Source organism: Cryobacterium sp. TMT1-19, from assembly GCF_004403055.1.
Lineage (GTDB): Bacteria > Actinomycetota > Actinomycetes > Actinomycetales > Microbacteriaceae > Cryobacterium > Cryobacterium sandaracinum.
In genome coordinates this window covers 1-21956 of record NZ_SOHB01000016.1, presented here as the reverse complement: position 1 = coordinate 21956, position 21956 = coordinate 1, and the positions used below count along the sequence as shown (strand labels likewise).

Genomic DNA, 21956 nt, shown 5'->3' with positions numbered 1-21956 from the left:
AGAGTCGCAAGAGCCGCGACAGCGTGCTTCGCCGCCGCCTGCTCATTGCGGGTCTGGCCGTGTTCTTGCTGTTCGACGTTGCCCTGGTGTCCTTTGCACTCACCGCGTCGAAGCCTTCGGCCAATGCGGGCACGGCGGTCGAGCCTGTCGAGACCACGACGCCGACCGCAGAGCCCGCGGCAACGGAGCAGCCGGTGGTCGAGCCTGTCGAGCCCACGGCAATTGAATCTTCGACCCCTAGCCGTATCCTCACCGCCCTCGACGCGTCCACACTCTGGCGTGCCACGACCGGTGACTGCCCCGCCGCCACCGCGAACCCGGAGCTCTCCACCGACGCCGGTGAGACCTGGACAGCACTCGACGCTTCGGCCGACACCGATTCCTCCTCCATCCTGTCGATCACTATCTCCAGCGAGTCGGAGGCCTCCATGGTCACGCTCACGGCCGCAGACTGCACCCCGCAACGCGTGACTACCTTCGTGGCCGGCGACCAGTGGCAGGAATACCCCGATCGCGTTGGTGCCGACTGGTATGTCGACCCGGCCGACCGAGCCACCGTTCACAGCCCGGCAGGTTCATTCGCCGCACCCTGTTCCGCGGTGATCGCACTTGCACCCCGCACCGACTCGACGGCTGCCTTGCTTTGCTCAGACGGCTCCCTCTTTCGCACCGGCGATGGTGCCGCGACCTACGGGCCCGGGGTCGCTCTTCCCGGTGCCGCAAACCTGACCGTCAGCGACGACGGCTACATCATCGTGGCCACCGAGCAGGCCGGCTGCGCGGGCGCACAGCTGCTCGCGACGTCAGACGAGTTCGACGGGGCGCTGACCCCGAGCGGGTGCCGTGAGGAAGTCACGCCGAGCGACCTGGCGGTGGCAAGCGCCGACGGAATGGTCTGGCTGTGGGCGGGGGACATAGTGAGTAGTTCGAGCGATGGGGGCACAACATGGCAGTAAGCGACTTTGCAACGACCCGGATGCAGGAACTGCACGGGTCTGTGCCGCTGGTGCGGTTCGGTACTCAGTTTGCGTTCGACGCGGGAGCTTGGGTTGTCGCCCTGTTCTTGGCCGAGATTCTTCGCTATGAGTTCGACTTGCGGCTGATTGGCCTAGGGCCGCTGCTGGCGCTGTGCGCGGCTGCGTGCCTGGTTCAGTTTCTTGCGGGCGGTGTCAACCATCTCTACCAGGGGCGCCACATCTACGGAAGTTTTTCCGAGGTGCGGGCGCTGCTCGGGGTCGTTCTCGCCTCGACCGTCATCCTGGGTATCCCGGTTGCCGTCGCCGGCACGGTGGTCGGCATTCCCCGCAGCACGGTCTTCATCGCCCTGCCCATGGCCTTCGTCTTGATGGGCGGCGTGCGTTACGTCAAGCGTCTCCTGGTGGAACGGTCGGTGGTTCCCAAAGATGACATTCAGAAGGCCCTGATCTTCGGTGCCGGCTATATGGGGGCGTCGATTGCTCGGCGCATGACAACCGACCGAAACTCGCCATTTCTGCCGGTGGGGATTATCGACGACGATCCGCGCAAGCGCAATCTCTGGCTGCATGACGTTCGCGTGGTCGGTTCTCGCGCGTCCCTCTCCGCAGCAGCTCAAGCCACCGGCGCAACTGCGCTGGTCGTGGCCATCGCCAAGGCCGATGCCTCCTTACTACGAGACATCACTGATGCCGCCGAGGCCGCCCATCTCAAGGTTCTGGTTCTTCCTCCCCTTGAAGAACTGCTCAATGGCAAGTCACGGCTCAACGACCTTCGCGATATCTCGATCGAAGACCTGATCGGTCGTCACCCCGTTGACACCCACGTTGAGTCGATCGCAGGCTATCTCGCCGGCAAACGCGTGCTGGTCACGGGCGCGGGCGGTTCCATCGGCTCCGAATTGTGCCGCCAGATCACCAAGTTCGGCCCGAGCGAACTCATCATGCTCGATCGCGATGAAACGGGCCTTCAAGGTACTCAGATCTCCATCCTCGGTCACGGGCTTCTCGACACGAAGGACGTGGTGCTCGCGGATATCCGGGATGCCGAGGCACTGCAGTCCATTTTCGCTGAGCGTCGACCTGAGGTGGTTTTCCACGCTGCGGCCCTCAAGCACCTTCCGATGCTGGAGCAGTACCCCGACGAGGCGTGGAAGACCAATGTGCTCGGCACGCTCAATGTGCTCGAAGCCGCCCAGGCGGTCGGGGTGACCACGTTCGTGAACATCTCCACCGACAAGGCCGCGAACCCCACGAGTGTGCTCGGTCATTCCAAGCGCGTTGCCGAGAAGCTCACGGCGTGGGCCGCCCAGGAATCCCAGCGCGCATACCTCTCGGTTCGTTTCGGCAACGTCATCGGCAGCCGTGGCTCGATGCTGCCCACCTTCACCACCCTCATCGAGGCCGGTGGACCGCTGACCATTACGCACCCCGATGTCACCCGATTCTTCATGACCATTCCCGAGGCGTGTCAGCTCGTCATCCAGGCCGGCGGCATTGGCGGTCCCGCCGAGGTGCTCATCCTGGACATGGGCGAGCCCGTCAGAATCCTCGACGTGGCCGAGCGAATGATTGGAATGTCGGGCAAGGACATCAAGATCATCTACACCGGACTGCGCCCCGGGGAGAAGCTGCACGAAGAACTCATCGGCGACCACGAAACGGACGCACGGCCGATCCACCCGAAGATCACCCACGCCGTGATTGATCCGATAGCTCCGGATGCCCTCGATCAGGCGCAATGGAACAGACGGTGTCAGAGCGAGCATGGGGGCTTGGCCGTGGCTGGCGCTGCATCAGGGGCAGCTTAGGAATGACCATCGCCATCGCTCTGATCGCTGTCGCCATTGTGAGTCTTTTGGCTCCCGCTGTACTCAAACCATTGCTCACCCGAATGGGCGTAGTTGACATTCCAAACATGAGGTCATCCCACACAATTCCCGTTATCCGAGGCGGCGGCCTGGCTCCGCTGCTCGCAGTCGCGGTCGGCTACGCAATTCTCTTGCCCCACTTTGAAACCAAGGACGGGTTCGGAATCCTTGTTTGCATTCTGGGAGTGTCTGCAGCATCTGGACTTCTGGGTTGGCTTGAGGACTATAAAGGTTTGCCCGTTCTCGTCAGAGCGGGTTTCCAATTAGGGATTGGCTTGGGCGGAACCTTTGCAGTCCTTGCAATGTCAGATGAGGGATGGTGGATGCTACCGCTCTACGGGATTGGGATTGCGGGTTACATCAATGTTGCGAATTTCATGGACGGAATTAATGGCATTTCGGGGTTGCATGGAGCTGTCGTGGGTATAACTTATGCAACTATCGGCATGCTGCTTGAAATGCCATGGCTGGCCTCAGCGGGAGGGATCATCGCTCTGGCGTTCGTCGGGTTTCTCCCGTGGAACCTTGTCCGGGCACGATTGTTCCTCGGGGATGTGGGCAGCTATCTCCTCGGTGGTGGCCTCGCAATAATTGCGGTGTCGGCTCTAGTCCGCGGCGCTCCCTTGGTTGCCATCATCGGCCCGTTAGCCATCTACCTCGCTGACTCGACCATCACGCTTGCACGGCGGGTAGTCAGGGGCGAAAAATGGTTCGAAGCTCATCGCACTCATGTCTACCAGCGGCTGACAGCCTTGGGGCTCAGCCATCTCCAGGTTGCAGCGATTGTCTCCGTGGCTTCGGTCGGGTGCGGTGTGTTCGGGATTCAATCAGTCGTTGACAATGGGATCGGCGGCTCGTGGGTGGCGTGGTTGGGGATCGTGGCAATCGTTGTTGCGTACCTCAGTTTGCCCACAGTTCTTGCTCGCCTTCGAATTGGTAAGGGTGCTCTTCCGGGCGCAACGAGTATGGGGAAGGCGTGACAATGAAAGTCTTAGTCACTGGGGCGAATGGTTTTGTAGGCAAGCACCTTTGTGAGCATCTGGTGGGCGAAGGTCACGAGGTGACCGCTGCGGTTCGGCGCCTGGACATCGCGCCTCCCGGCACACGCGCAGTTATCGTCGGAGATTTGGGCCCCGAAACTGATTGGAGCGAGGCCGTTCGAGGCCAGAATGTGGTGGTTCATCTGGCTGCGCGTGTCCACGTCATGGACGAAAAGGACTCAGACCCAATGCGGGCTTTTACTCTTGCGAACACAGAGGGGACTCGGAAACTCGCTCAGGACTCCGTTGCAGCCTCGGTTTCGCGAATTGTCTATGTCAGCTCGATAAAGGCCAACGGAGAGAGCACAACGACCGGGTCGCTCGTGGCTTCAGACACTCCCACTCCAATTGACCCTTATGGCATGTCGAAACTGAACGCTGAAACAGCGTTGCGCAAGATCGAACTCGACTCTAGCCTCGACGTAATCGTCATTCGGCCTCCTTTAATTTATGGGGACGGGGTTGGCGGTAACTTACTGAGGCTGATGTGGGCGATTGAGCGTGGGATTCCGTTGCCCTTGGGATCGGTCCTAAATTCACGGTCGATGATATTTGTTGAGAACCTGGTAGTCATTCTGGGCTTGTGCGTTCTGACGCAGCGCAACATTGGCGACCCTCTGCTCGTTGCCGACGATGAAAGCCTGTCGACTGCTGACGTTGTTCGAGAGCTCTCCGCGGGTATGGGGCGCCACCCACGCCTCTTTCCTGTCCCAGTGGCATGGCTGGCTCTTACTGGATCCCTTCTCGGAAAACGAGCGGACGTAAGTCGACTGACTGGCAGCCTGCAGGTTTCGTCGAATATTCATGTCTTGGACGCTTCCTACAAGGAGCAATGCTCGTCCCGAGCTGCCCTGCGCTTGACGGCTAGGGCTTTTTCTCTCCGGGCCACGGCCACGCAGACGGAGAGAGGCAGATGAGCGCTGATCTTGTGGGTGAGAGAGTGGTCATTCAGCGCTCACCTGAAACTGCTCGTCGGCGACGCATACTCATCGGTGTCACAATTGATGACTCTCTTCAATTTCACACGGGGCTGCCGGAGGCGCTTGTCGATGATGGCTGGGACGTTCACATAGTCGCTGGCCGCGGACGGAGATCAGACGGCCTGCGTGACATCCGCGGCGTCACTGTGCATCCTCTCGAAATGAGGCGTACACCGAATCCCTCGTCAGACTTGGTTTCCTTCACGAGGTGGATTCACTTAATGATGGTCATTCGGCCCGACGTGACCTTCATCGGGACACCCAAGGCGGCCCTGCTTGGCAATGTTGCCGCTCGAATCATGCGGGTGAAGCGTCGTATCTACGTATTGCATGGGCTGCGGTTAGAAACATCCACTGGGCTCTCACTCCGTATGCTGCGAATTGTGGAAAGGCTCACGGCCAGGAGCGCCCACGAGACTCTTTCGGTGAGCAAGTCGCTTGAAGCTCTCGCTGTGCGAACAGGAATGGTCTCAAAGAAATCCGCAATCGTACTCGGCGGGGGGAGTTGCAATGGGGTCGACATTGCTCGATTTGCTGCAGTATCTTCGGACGAAGAGCGGATTTCCGCCCTCGCGCTGGAGATAGGACTCGATCGGTCACTGCCCACCGTGGGGTTCGTGGGGCGTCTAACCAGAGATAAAGGGCTGCCAGAACTTGCCGGGGCATTTGCTCTGCTTCATGCTGAGGGATTAGCGGTTCAAGTGCTCATCGTCGGTGGCATCGACGATGAGTCCGGTCGTGTCGCGCTCGCTGAGCTCAACCGAACGGGACAGAAAGTCATCGCCGTGGGCTACCGCACAGATACTGCCCTTTTCTATCCACTAATGGATGTGTTCTGCCTGCCGAGCCATCGCGAGGGTCTGCCCAACGTTTTGCTGGAAGCAATGGCAAGTCGAGTGGTGGTCGTGGGGACAAACGTCACAGGTATTGTTGATCTACTCGAGGATCAAGTGACGGGATACCTGGTTGATCGTGGCTCCGAGCGGCAGCTGGCAGATGCACTCCGGGATGCTATTCAGAATCCTAGTCACGCCGTAGAGCTAGCCGATGCGGCGTTTAAATTCGTGAAGACGGAATTTGACACCAGAAGAGTGCAGGCCCTGATTCGCGAGTACTTGACGTCGCGTTAGTTGGCACATGGCGATGCTGTCAAGACTGGGCATTTCGGCTCGTCCAGAGCCGCTGTGCCTTGTGAATAAATATCTGTCTCGTCCTGCAGGGGTCCTCGGCAGAGTGCCGCATTGCCTGCATCAAATTAGTTGGAAGTGAGGGCTTCAAATTCAAAGGCCAAATGGTGCGGTAAAGAATTCTCGCGTTGGGGTCGGCTCGGGGTCATCTCCCTATGCAGGCCGCATAACAATTTTGGTGGCTACGGGCACGAACGCTGCCTTCGTACTTGCCCTTCAGCTGCTTGCCTTGGTCACTCTCACACCCGCCGAGTTCGGCGTCTTCTCGATTCAGTATCTCCTCTTTGCTTTCGCCACTTCAGTCTGCCTCTCGGTGATTTGCGAACCCTGGCTCCGGAGTGGATTCCATGAAGGGAGCGTTTCATCTTGGCGAGAGTATTCGAGCTTCCTGGTGTACTTCTCCTTCACAGCTGGCCTGGGCGCGCTCGTAATATCTGCCGCAATCCCTGAACTGCGATTGGTCGCAAGCGGTGGCGCGCTGGCTGTCGCGGTCGGAACCTATCGCGCAGGTGCGCGTTATCACCAGGTGCGCATGAACCTGTGGCGATCTGTAATCTGGGCGGATGCAGCAGGACTGGCGGTCACGGTCGCGGTTTGGTTGGTTCTTAGTGCAAATCGATTTGGTGCGCTGGAAAGTATTGTCATAGCTTGGGCGGCAGGCGCGGTCGCGTCCGCAATCCCAAAACCATGGCCCCGCTTGCAACCCCCTAAATCTATTCCAGCCTGGATAACACAGCACGGGCATCACATCAAACTCTTGCTTCGAGATTCGTTGCTCATGGACCTCGGGGCAATCGGAACACCGTTTGTGGTCGCGCCGGTCCTGGGCATCTCTAGCTTCGGAATCTATAGAGCAGTGTCAAATGTGGCGGCCCCTGTGAGGCTGGTGCTCAACCCTCTTCGCCCGACACTCGCGGTTGGCAGTCTCGCTAGGCACCAAGCTCCCAGGAGAGTTTGGGCATCGTTCTTCGCCAGTATTGGCTTTGGCGGTGCTGCCTATGGAGCGCTCGCTCTAGTCGATGCAGTTAATATCAATCTCGGGTCACTGTCGTCCCTTGTTCCCTACAGTGTGCCTACTGCTGGCTTCGTAGCAGCCAGCTTCTTCGGCCACTACTACTACATCATCGCCCGCGTTTATTTGCGCGGGAACCCGATGCTCGTCGGGCGCATCGCGCAAACAGCTCTCTCCATAGTCGCGCCACTACTGGGAGCCTTGATCTGGGGACTTTCCGCTGCCATTTGGGGCTTCGCAGTGGCAACTGCGCTATCTGCACTTACCTGGTTCGGCCTCGTCATTAGGACTACGCATGAAGATTGATCATGCAGAAAGGGGCAGCGGTCCGACCAGGGTCATAGAGGGCATCGCGGTGTGCGCAGAATACCTGAGGTGCCGCATTGGGCTGGTTCAAACAAGGGATGGCTTGAGTTGGGCCCTCCAAGTAGCGTGCAGTAGGCAGGGGGCGAAGTGATTATGTCAAATGCAACTTGGGCAGTAATCCTTATCCCGCTGTTGGCAGTGATGACCGGAGTGGGTTCGTTCGGGGTGAAAAAGCCCTCTACCGTGGTTCTTCTTCACAATGGCGTTTGGGCCGGCGCATTGTTCCTCATCGGTACGGACCTCGTCCGATACAAGGAATCGTCCACTGAGGCGTGGCTGACTCTGTCTTTGGGTCTGGTCTTCTTTAACCTCGGATCCCTTCTTTCGCGACTATCTGATCAGGGGTTGTCGACTTGGAGCGCCAATGGAGAAACCAAGATCTGCGCATTGCTATCTCGCCGAGCTTTGTTTTGGGCCGTCGCAATGTACGGAGGCGCCTTTTGTTACTACCTCCTCATGATTCAGCAAAGATACGGTCTCACGACGCTCCTAACTGATCCCGAGAGCATCAGAGCATATTCCGCAGTGTCCTATTTGCAATCCATACCATTGCCCGTTCGGATCTTGCTATATCTCGGCCCAGTCCTATTCGTCGTTTTCGGCTTTAGGGAGGCGCTCGATAAGCCGTTCCCAATGGTTGTGCGGCTCTTCGCGATGGCCCTCTTGGCGACCAGCATGCTGGCGCTTCTGCAAAGAACGAATCTCTTTATGGGTATCTTGTGGCTGGTCGCGATGCTGATTACTCGCGAGTCGAGCATTCTGGGCGGAGTGCGAGATCGAACCATTCCAGAGTTGAAGGCGGGCGCTCCTCCATCAAGAATGAGCAGAACAGCTGTTACTGTTTCAATCGTTTTCCTCGTACTCTCCTCGCTCCTAGCTTTTCAGGTAGTTGCTGGCTTCCTCAACAAGAATGGGCAGCAAGCGCTCTCTGCAGGAACCGTCTCTACTGAACTGCAATCGTCGGGCCTCACCTCCCCCTTCATTTACTACACCGGCGGAACGATCGCGTTTCTCCAGCTCACCGATTCGCAGAATGCAAGCTGGCCCCCTCCGTTTCGACCAGACGCCATGGCAATTGGGGACTATAACCCGCAGACTTGGGGCGCGGCAACGCTTTCTCCGGTGCTGAAAGCCCTGCCTGTCGTGCGGCCCTGGAACCCAATTGCACCTTTCATTGACACGGGAGTTCTCACGAACGTCTATACGTGGCTTGAGCCTTTCTACAGAGATTTTCGAATTCCAGGCGTTGTAGTTGCGATGCTCCTGATGGGTTGGATTGCAACTCGACTCCACGATCGGCGATTCCAATCTCCACGCATGTTCTGGCTGCAGGGGGCTGTTCTATCGAGCGTATTTCTCGCACCATTCGTCACGAAAGTCGTAGACACACTGTTCATTACCGAGTTGATATTCATTGTTCTTCTCACCAGAAATAGTCGTCCGAAGTCCCGAAGTTTCGCGCGCACTGCACGCCAGAGCCTCCGATAGGCTCCGGTCATGGTACAAATTCGAACGGTAACGAGCTACGGACCGGGGGCTGGAAGCGCGCGGGTGAGAGTATTTGACTGGTTGGACCATCTTGCGATCGAGGCGGATTCGTTCACTTACCTTGGCCGGTCGACCAATTCCCTTGGCAGCCTCGCGAAAGAGCCGTTTCGCATCCCGGGAGTTGAGGCTGAGCTCAGGCGCCTTGTTCGAACAGCTGAGGGGACCACGGTCCTGCTCTCGCGTCAGGCGAGTCCGTTCAGCAATGGCTTAGTTGAAAGGGATCTCTTAGCCCGCTCATCCCACGGCGTCTACGACTTTGACGACGCGCTAATGCACACCCCTGTAAGCAGGCGCGAAAGCGTTTGGTCGAAAAGAAGAGTTTGGCGTAAGTCTGTAGAGGGAGCCAACACTGTTATTGCCGGCAATGATTTTCTGGCAAGTGAGGCATCTCGCCATCACCGCAATGTCGTGGTGATCCCCAGTTGTGTTGCCCCAGAGTCCTACTTGGTTAAGGCGCAGTATGGGATTCATGAAGTACCACGTGCAGTCTGGCTCGGATCTCCCAGCACTGAACTTTACCTAAAAGGTATCGCCGGTCCTCTCCTCGCCGTGCACGAAACTCGGGGGCTTCGACTGTCGGTCGTCAGCGCAGGGAACGCGTCTCTGGGTGCCCTCGACAAGATGGTCGACCGCGTCGAATGGGCCAGGTCTACCTTTCAACAGGAGCTTGTGAAGGCAGATTTTGGAATCATGCCTCTGGTAGATTCGCTCTGGAGTCGAGGAAAGTGCGCTTACAAGCTTTTGCAGTACGGAGCCGCTGGGCTGCCTATGTTAGGCAGTGCTGTCGGAGCCAACGACAGCGTTCTGAAAGACGCCGATGGAATGGCGGTAAGTTCCGACAGTGAATGGCGGGATGCGCTGGAGTCGTTGGTGGATGAGCCTGAGAATCGCCGATCAAGCCGCGGACAAAATGGGCGTTTGGCTATTCAAGCCAAGTACAGCTATACGGCGTGGGCCGACTCGTGGCAAAGCGCTATGGGGCTTGCCTGAAATCCGGGCCTAAGTTCTGAAGGCATGGAAGTGGCGGTAATCTAAGGGTGTTGCCAGCTTAAGAACGCGTGGCATGGGGGAGAGGATCGGGGCATGCGTGCTTTGCTGACCGGCGGGGCGGGATACATCGGGTCTCACGTGGCTCTGGAGTTACTGGAACGTGGCCATGAGGTTGTCGTTATCGACGATTTGTCAAATAGCAGCCGGGAGTCGCTGCGTCGTGTCGAAGAACTGTCGGGGCGGAAGGTGGACCTTTACGTCGCCGATTTGTCAGATATTGATGCGACCCGCGAAATTTTTGTGGCATCGAATCCGGACGCTGTCATTCACCTGGCGGGGCTGAAGGCTGTTGGTGAGTCTGTCGCGGATCCGATCAGGTACTACCGGACCAACCTTGGGTGCACGTTCACGCTCGTGCAGGTCATGCGGGAGTTCCGAGTAAAGAAACTCGTGTTCAGCTCATCAGCGACGGTGTACGGAACAATCGCTGACCTTCCGGTTTCTGAATCGAGCGTTGTCGGACAGGGAATAACCAATCCTTACGGGCAGACAAAGGCCATGATCGAGCAAATCCTCCAGGACGTTGCTGTCACAGATCCCGAAATGCAGCTGACGATTTTGCGCTATTTCAATCCGATCGGAGCCCACGAAAGCGGCCGCATCGGAGAGGATCCACGACAAGTACCAAACAATTTACTTCCATTCGTAAGCCAAGTTGCCGCAGGAGTCCGGGAGGAGGTGTCCGTCTTTGGTGACGGCTTTGCGACCCCAGACGGCACTGGAGTCCGTGACTATGTTCACGTCGTCGACTTGGCTCGCGGGCACGTAGCCGCTTTGGAGGCCTCCCTGGGAGGTGTGCGAGCGTTCAATCTGGGAACGGGCCACGGTTCGAGTGTTCTTCAAGTGATCAAGGCTTTCTCGCGGGTCGCCCGTCGCTCTATCCCCTACAAAGTCGTGGCTCCCCGTCTCGGTGACGTTGCGGTTTCCTACGGGAACGTTGTGAAGGCTGCGGAAGAGTTAGGTTGGGTCGCCCAGCGCACGTTAGAGGACGCTTGTCGCGATGCATGGAGGTGGCAGTTGGCCAATCCTTATGGCTACTCGTCCCAAGCCAACTCATTTGTTCCTGAACGCCTCGATCCTAAGCCTGACGGGTGTGGTGTTGTACCCCCTCCGTAACTTGGTTGGCTGACAAAGTGAGATCAACAGATTCTGGATCCACGGCGCGGCGCCACGGAAGACGTCAACCTTGGTGAGTCAGTTTCTTTAGGTGTTCATTAAGTTCGCCGTTTCTTTCTGTTAACGCCAACCCAAAACAGGGCCAATAGTGCCAGGCGAGTTCTAGGGCGAATTCCAGCGGTCGTCGCAACAATGATTAGTTAATTGGATCGTAGTAGGTCGGCGAGGAGCTGGGCCGGTGTTGTCCAACCGAGTCGTTTCCGGAGCCTGTTGTTGAGACGGCGCTCAGCGAAATTCCCCAGTCCTGCTCATCGAAGCTCCCCAGGTCGCGGGGTTAGATTAGGGGAAGTTTGTGCCCGTTGTCACGCGGCGGCGCTCGTTGGAGGCGGCGGCGTGGTTGCGGAGCCGGTAGGAGCCGCCGTCGAGGGTGACGACGACGGATCGGTGGAGGAGCCGGTCGAGCATCCCGGCGGCGACGGTGGTGTCGCTGAGGATCTCGCCCCAGGCGCCGACGGGCCGGTTTGTGGTGATCACGATCGACGTTTTCAGGTAGCGCGGGTTGATGACTTGGAACAGTGCTGATGCGGCCTCGGCGGGCAGCGGAAGGTAGCCGAGTTCATCGATCACGAGCAGCGTTGGGCCGGCGAAGAACCGCATCATCGTGCCCCACTTGCCCTCGATCGCGGCGCGGTGGCAGCGGGCGGCGAGGTGTTAACGCCAACTGAAAACAGTGCCAGAAACGCCAACTGAAAATAGGGCCACCAACCATCATGGAAGGTGATCAAACTGGATGATTGGGCAGAGATTCGCCACCTGCATTCGACGGGGAAGCATTCGAAGCGGGAGATAGCCCGGCTGGTCGGAGTGTCCCGAGGAACGGTAGATCGGGCGAGGTGCGGGTGTTGCTCGCGGCGACGCCAACGATGCCGGCCGCAACCGCCGCCGAGCGGGTGGGCTGGTCGGGGTCTCCGTCGCTGTTCCGGGCCAAGATCGCCGAGCTGCGGCCGGAGTATGCGGTGCCGGATCCCGCGGATCGGCTGGTGCACCCGCACGGGTTCCAGGTCCAATGTGATCTCTGAGTATTTGCGGGTTTGGGGGCCGCTGAATATTGTCTTCGGGGGCCGCTGGTATTGCCTTGTGGTGCCAGGCTGTCGCGCGGTCGGGGGCCAGTGACGCCCGACCGCGCGACAGGTTTATGCCTTGACCTGGCCGGCGGTGTGTTCTCGCATGTTGTGGCCGCCGGTCTCGACCCAGATGGTGTTGTGCACGATGCGGTCCATGATCGCGTCGGCATGAACCCCGGAACCAAGGCGCTGGTGCCAATCCTTCTGGGCGTATTGAGTGCAGAACACCGTTGATGCCTGGTCGTAGCGTCGCTCGAGGAGTTCCAGCAGCATGCTCCTGGTGCTCTCGTCGGGTTCGTCGAGGAGCCATTCATCGATCACCAGGAGTGTGAATGCGGCGTACTTGTTCAAGAACTTGGTCGTGCCGGAGGGTTTGTCGCGGGCCAGCTGCCAGGCCTCTTCGAGTTCCGGCATCCGAATGTAATGTGCTCGCACCCGGTGCAGGCACGCGGCTTTCGCCAGCGCGCACCCCAGATATGATTTCCCCGACCCGGTGAATCCTTGAAACACGACGTTCTGCTGCCGGTCGATGAACGAGCACGTGCCCAGCCCCGCCAGCATCGACCGGTCAAGGCCGCGTTCCTCGACGAGGTCCAGGCGGCGCAGGTCCGCATTCGGATATCGCAGGTTCGCCCGGCGGATCAGGCCCTCGACCTTGGTTTGGGTGAATACGGAATGGGCGTCATCGACGGCGAGTTTGATCTTCTCCTCGAACGCCAAACCGAGGGTGAGGGTGTCGTCTTGGGCGTCGAACGCGCCCAACAGGGCGGCCACGCCCATTTCGCGGAGTTTGCGTTTGGTCTCGATATCGATCCGGCTCACCGTGCACCGCCTCCGGCGTAGTAGTCGGCGCCGCGGACATACCCGCCGGATTCAGGTTCGGTAGGTTCGAAGGGAGGCATCCTGCGGGTGCGTGACTTGTCTTGCCCGGTCTCCAGGATCGGCTGCAGGTGCGCATACCGGGGCGACCGGACACGACCTTCGAGCGCGATCTGACACGCTTTCTCCACTCTCTCGCTGGAGTAGCGGCGGCTCAGCCGCAACGCTGCGAGGGCGGCGTCGAAGCCTTGCTCCTCCACCGCTACGGCCTCGAAGATCCTGTTCACCACGGTCACCATGTTCGGGCCGATACGGTCAGCCCATGCCCGGATCCTCACCGCGTCCCATTCCCCATATTTCTCGCCCTGGGGCTGATCGGCATCGTTCGTCCGGTACTCGTTCACAACATGTGAGTCTTTGCGCTTTTGGGGGCCAGCGTTATTGACGTTCGGGGCCACTGGACGATGCGACCAGTAGCGTATTATGGGTCCACTGAATATTTCCGTTGGGGGCCATCTGCTTAGCTCCTCCCGACGCGTGTATTGGCGCGCGGCGGAAGGAGTAGTTAGCAATGGTACGAAAAATCAAAGCGAAGCTGGTGCTCGAACTCCGCGCTGAAGGCAAGACGGGGCGCGCGATCGCTCTCGCGCAGGGCATGTCGCGCAAGAGTGTGCTTGCGGTGTTTGACGCCGCTGACCTCGCCGGCATGGGCCGTGACGGTCATGCTGGCCGCAGCGATGCTGGGGTGTATGCGTTGCTGTTCCCGGGGCGTGGCGAGCACGAGAGTGTGTTCGTGGAGCCTGATTAGGAAGGGGTGCACAAAGAGCTCGCCAAGGTGGGGGTGACGCTGAAACTGCTCCATGGCGAGTACGTCGACGGATGCGCTGCGAAGGAGCAGCCGGCAATGGGGTACGACCGATTCTGCAAGGCATACGCGGCGCATACGTTGATCACGGGGGCGGCGTCCCGGGTTGGTCATAAGGCCGGGCAGACGGTCGAAGTCGACTGGTCGGGTCCAACGATGCAGCTCACCGACTCGGTGACAGGCGAGACGTCTCGGGTGTATTTGTTCGTCGCGTGCCTGCCGTTTTCCAGATACGCGTTCGTCGAGCCGGCGTTGGATATGCGGCAAGACACCTGGCTGCTGGCCAATGTGGCGATGTTCGAGTGGTTCGGTGGAACGGTGCCCCGGATCGTGCCCGACAACCTGAAGACCGGAGTGATCAAGCACCCTCGAGAGGGTGAGATCGTGTTGAACGACGCATACCGGGAACTGGCTGCGCATTATTCGGCAGCGGTTCTGCCCGGCAGAATCCGCCGCCCAAAAGACAAAGCCAGTGTCGAGAACATTGTCTCTCATGTTGCCACCTGGGTGATCGCGTTTCGAGAAAGGCCCGATTCTATGTGCGGAAGCGACCCGGAGTGGGGAATTTCAGTGAGCAGAACTGGGGAATTTCAGTGAGCGCCGTCACGGCGCCACGTCGAAGATGACACTCGACATGATAGCGTCCGGAACCGGCAAGAAGGCGCTTCAGTCCGAGGTCACTCCGATGGTGAACCCCACGACAATATCGGATCTGCCCCTCGACTGCGCGACCGTCGCGGCGGAGTAGTCGGTGCGGGGCTAAAGGCCGATGGCGAAGGCGGCGTAGCCGATGACGCCGGCGGAAACCGCAGCGACGGCCAGAAAGGCGTACTGCAGTCCCTTGGTGCTGCGACCTCGTCGCAATAATGCCTTATGGCCCATCTGCTCGGGCCGGATTTTAGTCACAATTTTTACTGTACCGCTGCGGTGACACCCGAATCGTTGCTCTGGGCCCCCAAAAGAGGGGGTTAGGCTGCCTCGGATGGTGCCCGAGGCTAGGCTTCAGTCGTGGTGAATGAGATATGAAACTGTCCGTGATCGGTTGTGGCTATCTGGGGGCCGTGCACGCTTCGGCGATGGCCGAGTTGGGCCACGACGTGGTGGGTATTGATATCGATGCCCGAAAGATCGACCAGTTGGCCGCGGGCACGCCGCCGTTCTTCGAGCCAGGCCTGCCCGAGATTCTGACCTCGGCCATGGCGTCGGGTCGGCTGCGCTTCAGCACCGACATTGCCGATGCCGCCGGCGCGCAGGTGCATTTCATCGGCGTCGGAACCCCGCAGAAGGCCGGCAGCCACGCCGCTGACCTCAGCTACGTCGACGCGGCTGTGCAGTCTTTGCTGCCCCACCTTGCCGCCGGTGACCTGGTCGTGGGCAAGAGCACGGTTCCGGTCGGAACCGCCGGCCGCCTTGCCGGGGTGATCGAGGCATCCGGCAGCGGGGCCACCCTGGCCTGGAACCCCGAGTTTCTGCGCGAGGGCTTCGCCGTGAAAGACACCATCAGTCCCGACCGTCTCGTCTACGGAGTGCCGACCGGCGCGGCCGGAGAGCGGGCCACGGCGCTACTAAACGAGGTCTACGCGTCGGCGATGGCCGCTGAGACGCCGCTGATCGTGACCGACTACGCCACGGCCGAGCTCGTGAAGGTCGCCGCGAACGCGTTCCTGGCCACCAAAATCAGTTTCATCAACGCCATGAGTGAGATCGCCGACGTCTCCGGGGCGAACATCACCGAGCTGGCCGACGCCATTGGGTTCGACAACCGCATCGGCCGCCGTTTTCTGAACGCCGGCGTCGGGTTCGGCGGCGGTTGCCTGCCGAAGGACATCCGTGCCTTCACCGCCCGCGCCGAGGAACTCGGCCGGGGCGAGTCAGTCTCCTTCCTGAAGGAGGTCGACGCGATCAACATGCGGCAGCGCCAGCGGGTCGTCGCGATGACCCTGCAGGCTTTGGACAAGCCCGTCTACACGGCCAAGGTGGCCGTGCTGGGGCTCAGCTTCAAGCCGCACTCCGACGACGTGCGGGACTCGCCGGCCCTCGACGTGGCCGTGCAGCTGCGGGGCCTCGGCGCCGACGTGATGGCGACCGACCCGCAGGGAATCGAGAACTCGCGCCTGCGGCATCCGCAACTCACGTATTCGACCAGCATCGAGGAGACCCTGCGTGACGCGGACGCCGTTGTGCTGGTGACCGAGTGGACGGAGTTCAAGCAGATTGACCCGGTCTGGGCGGCTACTCTGGTTCGTGTGTCCATAATAATTGACGGTCGAAATACTCTTGACGCTGCTGCTTGGCGTGCTGCGGGCTGGACCTACCTGGGGCTCGGTCGGCCCTGATGGCCGACCTTTCTCATGCTTCGGTGTCAAAGCCGAAACGCCGAGGGTGGCGGATCGCGCTCATCGCCATCGCCGCCGTCGTTCTGCTGGTTGGCGGGGTTGCGGGCGTCTACGCCTGGACTCTTAGCAACACCTTCGATAGCCAAACCGTGAAGATCCCCGACGTGTTCCCCGACGAGACGTCACGGCCGCCGGCGCCAACCGGTGACCCGGCAACCGGTGACGGGGCAACCGGGCAGAACATCCTCCTGCTCGGCTCTGACACCCGGGGAGCGAACGACGGGTCCATCACCGACCTCACCGGCCAGCGCTCGGACACCATCATGGTGGTGCACGTGCCGGCGAACCGCGAGAACATCTATGTCATGTCGATCATGCGTGACAGCTGGGTCGACATTCCGGGTGAGGGCGAGGCCAAGATCAACGCCGCGATGTCTTACGGCGGGGTTCCCCTGGCCGTGCAGACCATCGAGGGTCTTCTCGGTGCGCGCATCGACCATGTGGCCATCGTCGACTTCACCGGGTTCAAAGGCATCACGGATGCCCTGGGCGGCGTCGACATCGACAATCCGGTCGGCTTCGACTCGTCCTCGCTGCCGGGGCGCTACTTCGCCGAGGGAACCCAACGCTTGAACGGCACGGAGGCGCTGGCCTTCGTGCGGGAACGATACGCCTTCGCGGACGGCGACTTTCAGCGGGCCCGCAACCAGCAGGCCTTCATCAAGGCCGTGTTGGGCAAGTCGCTGACGGCGGAAACCCTCACCAACCCCGCCAGGATCAGCGATCTGGTCGGGGCGATTGCTCCCTACCTCGCCGTTGACGAGGGGCTGAACTCGGCCTACGTGGCCGGTCTGGCCGTGGAGCTACGCGACGTGCGCGTGGGTGACGTCACGTTCTTCACCCTGCCGACGACAGGCACCGGTACCTCGCCCGACGGTCAGTCGATCGTCGTCATTGACCAAGACAAGTTGAAGGAAGTGCAGCAGGGGTTTCAGACGGACACCCTCGACACGTACCAGCCCGAGCTACAGACGATGGAGTAAGGGGCCACGAGCCTGGCGGGGTCGTGGTCAGCTTGTTGGGATTCTGGCCGGTGGCGTTCTCGACACCTGTGGATTTGTGCCGGATTTCACGGGGTGGGGGGCACTGTGCGCGGGGCACTCACCACGTTGCGGACCCCGGCACTGCGTATCAGCGCGCGGGCATGAGGCAGAGCCGAATGTAGTAGACATAGGCGCGCTGGGTCGTCTGATCAGGGGACTCGATTACTCCCGTGATCGCGTCTGTCCATTCTGAGGCTCTGCCGATGGCGTCGATAGAGAAACCGTAGGCGTCGAAGGTCTCATCGACAGCATTCAGGTCGTAGCCCAGTGCGGCCAGGTTCGCATCGAAATAAGGGAGTACGGATTCGTTTGTGAACCCGACAGCCGGGTCATAGGTCAGGGGGAGGTCAGCGACGGCGTCCTGTCCGGCGAGGTCCAGGCGTTCGTGCGCCATGTTGCAGGTGAGGCCTTTGAGCGCCTTGTCGGCCACTCCGTTCACGTGCCTCACGAAATCAGGGTGTGAGTCGGGAGCAAGGCGCAGGCTTACCAACCTGATCGCGTCCTCGGGGATGAATTCCGCCACCATACCGGCAAAGGTGGACACCCGCGTGACCTCCTTCCAGAACAGCACGATCGCGTCGGCACGCGCGATCATGTCGGCCTCGGCCGCGGTGAGCCCCTGAGCCGGCGCAGCTTTGAGGCCACCTGCCAGATCGTCTAGTGGTGCCGGCTGTTTCATCGTGCCGAATTCGTTCCCGACTGGCTCGAGTTTCTTCAAAGCCTGGCTGATCGTGATCTTCCACGCCGGCGCCCTCTCCGCGACGACGACGCAGCTCCCCAGACTGAGAACGACCGCTGCACTGAGAACGACCGCCCCGATTGCCCTTATCGCAACCCGCATCTGAACCATGGGACTGCCTTCCCGTCGGAGACACTCAAACCCGTTGGTGCAGTGATAGCACCGGAAGGAGGTTTCGGCTAGGACATGATCAGGGCTTTTACGGCTCCTATTCGCGCCGCGAGAGCCTGTCTGGCGGCCCTGCTCGAGCCGAGTAAACTTGAGGCTCGGATTTCAAGGGGTGTGCGCGTGGTCGACCAGGAGCTTCAGCGGGAACAGCAGTATGTCGCGAATCTGTATGCGCGTCTCGACGCGCTGCAGCGGGAGGCCGAGCAGCAACTCGTAGCCGTGCGGCGGCTCGACGTGGGCGGCAACCACCAGTCGCGCTCCGAGCGGGACACGTTCGCGCGGCTCTATGAGGACCGGATCGTGCAGCTGCGCGAGGTCGACGACCGGCTGGCGTTCGGCCGGCTCGAAGTGGCCGCCGACTCCTCTGACTCCGACTCTGCTTCCGACTCTTCCTCTTCCTCTTCTTCCGACTCGACGGGTGCCTCTGTCTACCGCTACATCGGCCGGCTGGGGCTGCGCGACGAAGACCTGCGGCCCATCCTGCTCGACTGGCGAGTGCCGCAGGCCAGCGCGTTCTACCAGGCCACCGCGGCGACGCCGCTCGGCGCCCGCGCCCGCCGGCACCTGCTCTCGAAGGGGCGGGACATCGTGCGGATCGAGGACGAGATCCTCGACGCCACACTGCTCGAGGGCGATTCGGCAACCCAGCACCAGGGGGAGGGCGCACTGCTGGCCGCACTCACCGCCCAGCGCACCGGGCACATGAGCGATATCGTGTCGACGATCCAGGCGGAGCAGGACCGCATCATCCGTTCAGACCTGAAGGGCGTGCTCGTCGTGCAGGGCGGCCCGGGCACCGGCAAGACGGCCGTGGCCCTGCACCGTGCGGCGTACCTCTTATATACGCATCGGGATCGGCTGAAGAACTCGGGTGTGCTCATCGTGGGGCCGTCGGAGTCCTTCCTGCACTACATCGAGGCGGTGCTGCCGTCGCTGGGGGAGACCGGGGTGGTGCTCGCATCCGTGGGCCAGCTCTACCCGGGCATCGAGGCCACCCGAGAGGATGCCCCGGCCGTCGCCGCGATCAAGGGCCAGACCTCGATGGCCCGGCTCGTTCAGCGTGCCGTGCGGTCGCGGCAGCGGGTGCCGGCGTCGGCGCAAGTGCTGGTCGTGAACGGTGACCGGCTCACGCTCAAGCCGCAACTGATCGAGACCGCGATTCACCGAGCGCGGGCCGGCGGCAAGCCGCACAACGAGGCCCGGGTCACGTTCGTGAAGAACGCGCTCGCCGCGCTCTCCCGGGAGTGGCTCGCACAGTTGAAGGACCAGGGCCGGTCGATGGACGACACTGATCTGCCCATGCTGCGCGAAGACCTGCGCCTGGCCGACGACGTGCGGGTGGCGCTGAACACGGCCTGGCTGCCGCTCACCCCCGAGAAGCTCGTGCAAGACCTCTACGCCCGCCCGCAATGGCTGGCGCAGCTCACCCCCACCTGGACGCCCGCTCAGCGCGCGCTGCTGCACCGGCCGCGCGATGCCGAGTTCACCATCTCGGATGTGCCGCTGCTCGACGAGGCGGCCGAGCACCTGGGCGAGTACAACGTGGTCGACGCAGCCCAGAAGCGCGAGCAGAAGGAGCAGCGCAAGCGCGACGTGGAGAACGCGGAGCTGGCCATCTCGAACATGGAGGTGAAGGGGCTGGTGAACGCCAAGGCGCTCGCCGACAACTTCGCCGAGCTCGGCGACCGGGCCACCACGGCTGAGCGCGCCGCGCTCGACCGCACTTGGACTTACGGTCACGTGGTCGTCGACGAAGCACAGGAGCTGTCGCCGATGCAGTGGCGGCTGGTGCTGCGGCGCGGCCCGCTGCGGTCGTTCACGATCGTGGGCGACATCGCCCAGGCGGCGTCGGCCGCGGCCGCGTCGAACTGGCGCGACGCCCTCGAGCCCCTGCTCGGCTCCTCGCTCGAGGCTTCGCGGTGGCGGCTCGAGGAGCTCACCGTGAACTACCGCACCCCCAGCCAGATCGCTTCGGCTGCCGAGTCGATGGCGCTGGCGCACGATCTGCCGATCACTCCGGCGCGGTCGGTGCGGGCGAGCGAGTGGCCGATTGAGACGGTTTCGGATGTTGTTGAGGCTGTTCGGCGGGAACGCTCTTTGGGGTTGGGTGGCACCGTTGCAGTGATCGTGCTGGAGCCTGCGCTGGCGGGGGTTGTTGGTTCGCTGGCTGCTGCGTTCGGTTCCTTGGGCGTCAGTGTCGGTGTCGGGGCTGCGGGGCTGCTCAAGGATGTGGCGGTGCTCACCCCGCAGGATTCGAAGGGGCTGGAGTTCGACGCCGTGATCGTGGTGGACCCGGCGGGGATCGTGGCGGCGTCCTCGCGTGGCGCCGGGGCGCTGTACGTGGCCATGACGCGGCCTACGCAACGGCTGTATCTCGTGGCGACGGGGGAGTTGCCCGCGGGGCTGTAGCTGTGGTTTCGCTTGTCGAAACCCGGCGAGCCATTCTCTGAACCCGTGCCGCGGCATCCGTGCCCCTGCGTTTTCTGCGGACTTTTTCGCGACACGCCGTTCCCCGCGGCGCCAAACCCGGCGTGTCCCGAAATTCTCCGAGTTAACGTCACGACGGATGCCACGTGGCGGCCCCGAGTGGACGCGTTGAAAGGGGCGGCTGATCGGCCTGTGTTCTGAGAACGCTCTTCTCAATTCACAGATCGGAATCAAAATGGCCTCTTTCGACGTAGTCATGGAACAGTCCAAAGACCTGGATTCGAATGAGAAGCAGAGGGCCGCTGGTGATCTGCTCAGGTCGCTGGGTTCCTATGAGATGCAGAAGGGCGTCAGCGAGATCCTCAGATCGATGGACGCGCCCGGGAAGGCGAAAGCCATCGAGGACGCGACTGCGTTGCCCAAGGGCGATGCGGCGCGAACGACTCTGCTTATCATCCTCATGGTGGGTCTGTTCGCGAAGAGCCCGATCTCAGGACGCAGCGACTCTTAGTGGAGGGGGTCGCCAGGTGCCCTGTCCAGGTGGTTGGTGTTGCCGGTGGTTGGGGTTGCCCGTGGTTGGGCTTGCCGGGTCCCGGCGAGCCGCCCTCCTCACCCGCCACTCCTGCGCCGGCCCCCCGGCCGAACGAATTCGTTAGGGAGCCCGGTTGCCCGAGGGGCGCGGGTGCCTGAGGGGCGCCGCAACGGATGCATGTGGTCGGCCAACCACGGCACCGCGCCGACCGAATTACTTTCTATACTTGTGCAGAACCCTTTGACTGCACATTCGTATACGTTTACTATTGAGGTATGGCTGGAGCCCCCACTCCGCACCACCCCACCGCCTCACCGCAGGCGGTGCCTTCCCTCGCGCAGGCACCCCTCGCGCAGTCACCCCTCGCGCAGTCACCCCTCGCGCAGTCACCCCTCGCGCAGGCACCCCTCGCGCAGGCACCCCGTGCACAGTCACCCCTTGTGCAGCAGCTGCAGCAGGCGCGTGATCTGGCCGCGGCCGTGCTGGATTCGGTGTCCTTCTCCCTCCTGGGCGAGGCGGACGCGATGATGGTGCTGGGCACGGTTGAAGACCTCGGCCGTCGGGTCGATGCGGCCAGGGTTGCCTCGGCCGCCGATATTGCGGTGCGGTGCCGCCGCATCCTGGGCCATGAGTCCCTGGCGGATAAGAACGGGGCCAGTAGCGGCATCGACCTGATCACTCGTCTGACCCGCGTCTCTT

The 21956-nt window shown here is 61.4% G+C and carries 19 protein-coding genes and 3 pseudogenes; 17 read left to right on the top strand and 5 right to left on the bottom strand.

Going from position 1 to position 21956, the window contains the following annotated elements; translation table 11 throughout:
• Positions 1-23: 23 nt before the first annotated feature.
• The 9 genes from E3T40_RS03695 (at position 24) to galE (ending at position 11144) form a co-directional block, all read left to right on the top strand.
• A complete protein-coding gene (locus tag E3T40_RS03695) occupies positions 24-956 on the top strand; it encodes a hypothetical protein (RefSeq protein ID WP_166786565.1) in 933 nt (310 codons plus the stop codon).
• On the top strand, positions 947-2785 hold the full coding sequence (locus E3T40_RS03690) for a nucleoside-diphosphate sugar epimerase/dehydratase (protein ID WP_241981659.1): 1839 nt from the start codon (positions 947-949) through the stop codon (positions 2783-2785). Before E3T40_RS03695 ends, E3T40_RS03690 begins: the two co-directional genes overlap by 10 nt.
• Positions 2786-2787: 2 nt before the next feature.
• The gene (locus E3T40_RS03685) at positions 2788-3825 is read left to right on the top strand and encodes a glycosyltransferase family 4 protein (RefSeq protein WP_166786564.1); all 1038 of its coding nucleotides are present in this window, start codon (positions 2788-2790) and stop codon (positions 3823-3825) included.
• 2 nt (positions 3826-3827) lie between these two features.
• Positions 3828-4802, top strand: coding sequence for an NAD-dependent epimerase/dehydratase family protein (locus E3T40_RS17505; RefSeq protein WP_134542680.1), 975 nt, complete (start codon positions 3828-3830; stop codon positions 4800-4802).
• Positions 4799-5995: a glycosyltransferase family 4 protein gene (locus E3T40_RS03675; RefSeq protein WP_134542679.1), complete on the top strand. Its 1197-nt coding sequence runs from the start codon at positions 4799-4801 to the stop codon at positions 5993-5995. Before E3T40_RS17505 ends, E3T40_RS03675 begins: the two co-directional genes overlap by 4 nt.
• Positions 5996-6230: 235 nt before the next feature.
• Positions 6231-7370, top strand: a complete 1140-nt coding sequence (locus E3T40_RS03670) for a hypothetical protein (RefSeq protein WP_134542678.1) — start codon at positions 6231-6233, stop codon at positions 7368-7370.
• Between the two features lie 153 nt (positions 7371-7523).
• Positions 7524-8918, top strand: coding sequence for an O-antigen polymerase (locus tag E3T40_RS03665; protein ID WP_134542677.1), 1395 nt, complete (start codon positions 7524-7526; stop codon positions 8916-8918).
• A 63-nt stretch (positions 8919-8981) separates the two neighbouring features.
• Positions 8982-9968, top strand: coding sequence for a glycosyltransferase (locus E3T40_RS03660; protein ID WP_166786563.1), 987 nt, complete (start codon positions 8982-8984; stop codon positions 9966-9968).
• Positions 9969-10061: 93 nt separating this feature from the next.
• The gene (galE, locus tag E3T40_RS03655; protein ID WP_134542675.1) at positions 10062-11144 is read left to right on the top strand and encodes a UDP-glucose 4-epimerase GalE; all 1083 of its coding nucleotides are present in this window, start codon (positions 10062-10064) and stop codon (positions 11142-11144) included.
• Between the two features lie 339 nt (positions 11145-11483).
• On the opposite strand, the pseudogene E3T40_RS03650 reads toward galE, so the two are convergent.
• Positions 11484-11831: pseudogene (locus E3T40_RS03650) on the bottom strand (ATP-binding protein); the annotation flags it as partial.
• A 90-nt stretch (positions 11832-11921) separates the two neighbouring features.
• Here E3T40_RS03650 and E3T40_RS17500 point away from each other — a divergent pair.
• The gene (locus E3T40_RS17500) at positions 11922-12317 is read left to right on the top strand and encodes a helix-turn-helix domain-containing protein (RefSeq protein WP_134542674.1); all 396 of its coding nucleotides are present in this window, start codon (positions 11922-11924) and stop codon (positions 12315-12317) included.
• Between the two features lie 20 nt (positions 12318-12337).
• On the opposite strand, the gene E3T40_RS03640 is transcribed toward E3T40_RS17500, so the two are convergent.
• Positions 12338-13090, bottom strand: coding sequence for an ATP-binding protein (locus E3T40_RS03640; RefSeq protein ID WP_134542673.1), 753 nt, complete (start codon positions 13088-13090; stop codon positions 12338-12340).
• Positions 13087-13491 (bottom strand): hypothetical protein, encoded by a 405-nt coding sequence (locus E3T40_RS03635; protein WP_134542672.1) that lies wholly within the window; start codon positions 13489-13491, stop codon positions 13087-13089. Before E3T40_RS03635 ends, E3T40_RS03640 begins: the two co-directional genes overlap by 4 nt.
• A 167-nt stretch (positions 13492-13658) precedes the next feature.
• On the opposite strand from E3T40_RS03635, the pseudogene istA reads away from it, so the two are divergent.
• Both istA and E3T40_RS17260 read left to right on the top strand, forming a co-directional pair.
• A pseudogene (istA, locus tag E3T40_RS03630) lies at positions 13659-14468 on the top strand (IS21 family transposase); the annotation flags it as partial.
• A gap of 106 nt (positions 14469-14574) precedes the next feature.
• On the top strand, positions 14575-14700 hold the full coding sequence (locus E3T40_RS17260) for a hypothetical protein (RefSeq protein WP_255453791.1): 126 nt from the start codon (positions 14575-14577) through the stop codon (positions 14698-14700).
• Positions 14701-14711: 11 nt separating this feature from the next.
• On the opposite strand, the gene E3T40_RS16245 is transcribed toward E3T40_RS17260, so the two are convergent.
• Positions 14712-14858 carry a hypothetical protein gene (locus E3T40_RS16245; protein WP_158251972.1) on the bottom strand — a complete coding sequence of 49 codons (147 nt, stop codon included), beginning with the start codon at positions 14856-14858 and terminating at the stop codon, positions 14712-14714.
• Between the two features lie 116 nt (positions 14859-14974).
• Between E3T40_RS16245 and E3T40_RS03625 the strand changes: the two genes are divergently transcribed.
• Both E3T40_RS03625 and E3T40_RS03620 read left to right on the top strand, forming a co-directional pair.
• On the top strand, positions 14975-16288 hold the full coding sequence (locus E3T40_RS03625; protein WP_134542671.1) for a UDP-glucose/GDP-mannose dehydrogenase family protein: 1314 nt from the start codon (positions 14975-14977) through the stop codon (positions 16286-16288).
• 23 nt (positions 16289-16311) lie between these two features.
• Entirely contained in the window at positions 16312-17331 is a 1020-nt protein-coding gene (locus tag E3T40_RS03620) for an LCP family protein (protein WP_166786562.1), read from the top strand.
• A gap of 148 nt (positions 17332-17479) precedes the next feature.
• Here the strand turns inward: E3T40_RS03620 and E3T40_RS03615 are convergent, their stop codons facing one another.
• Positions 17480-18109, bottom strand: a complete 630-nt coding sequence (locus E3T40_RS03615) for a hypothetical protein (protein WP_134542669.1) — start codon at positions 18107-18109, stop codon at positions 17480-17482.
• A gap of 309 nt (positions 18110-18418) precedes the next feature.
• On the opposite strand from E3T40_RS03615, the gene E3T40_RS03610 reads away from it, so the two are divergent.
• The 3 genes and pseudogenes from E3T40_RS03610 to E3T40_RS16240 all read left to right on the top strand — a co-directional run.
• Positions 18419-20707: an ATP-binding domain-containing protein gene (locus E3T40_RS03610; protein ID WP_174843643.1), complete on the top strand. Its 2289-nt coding sequence runs from the start codon at positions 18419-18421 to the stop codon at positions 20705-20707.
• A gap of 253 nt (positions 20708-20960) precedes the next feature.
• On the top strand, positions 20961-21236 hold the full coding sequence (locus E3T40_RS03605; RefSeq protein WP_134542667.1) for a hypothetical protein: 276 nt from the start codon (positions 20961-20963) through the stop codon (positions 21234-21236).
• Between the two features lie 296 nt (positions 21237-21532).
• Positions 21533-21956, top strand: a pseudogene (locus E3T40_RS16240) (hypothetical protein); the annotation flags it as partial.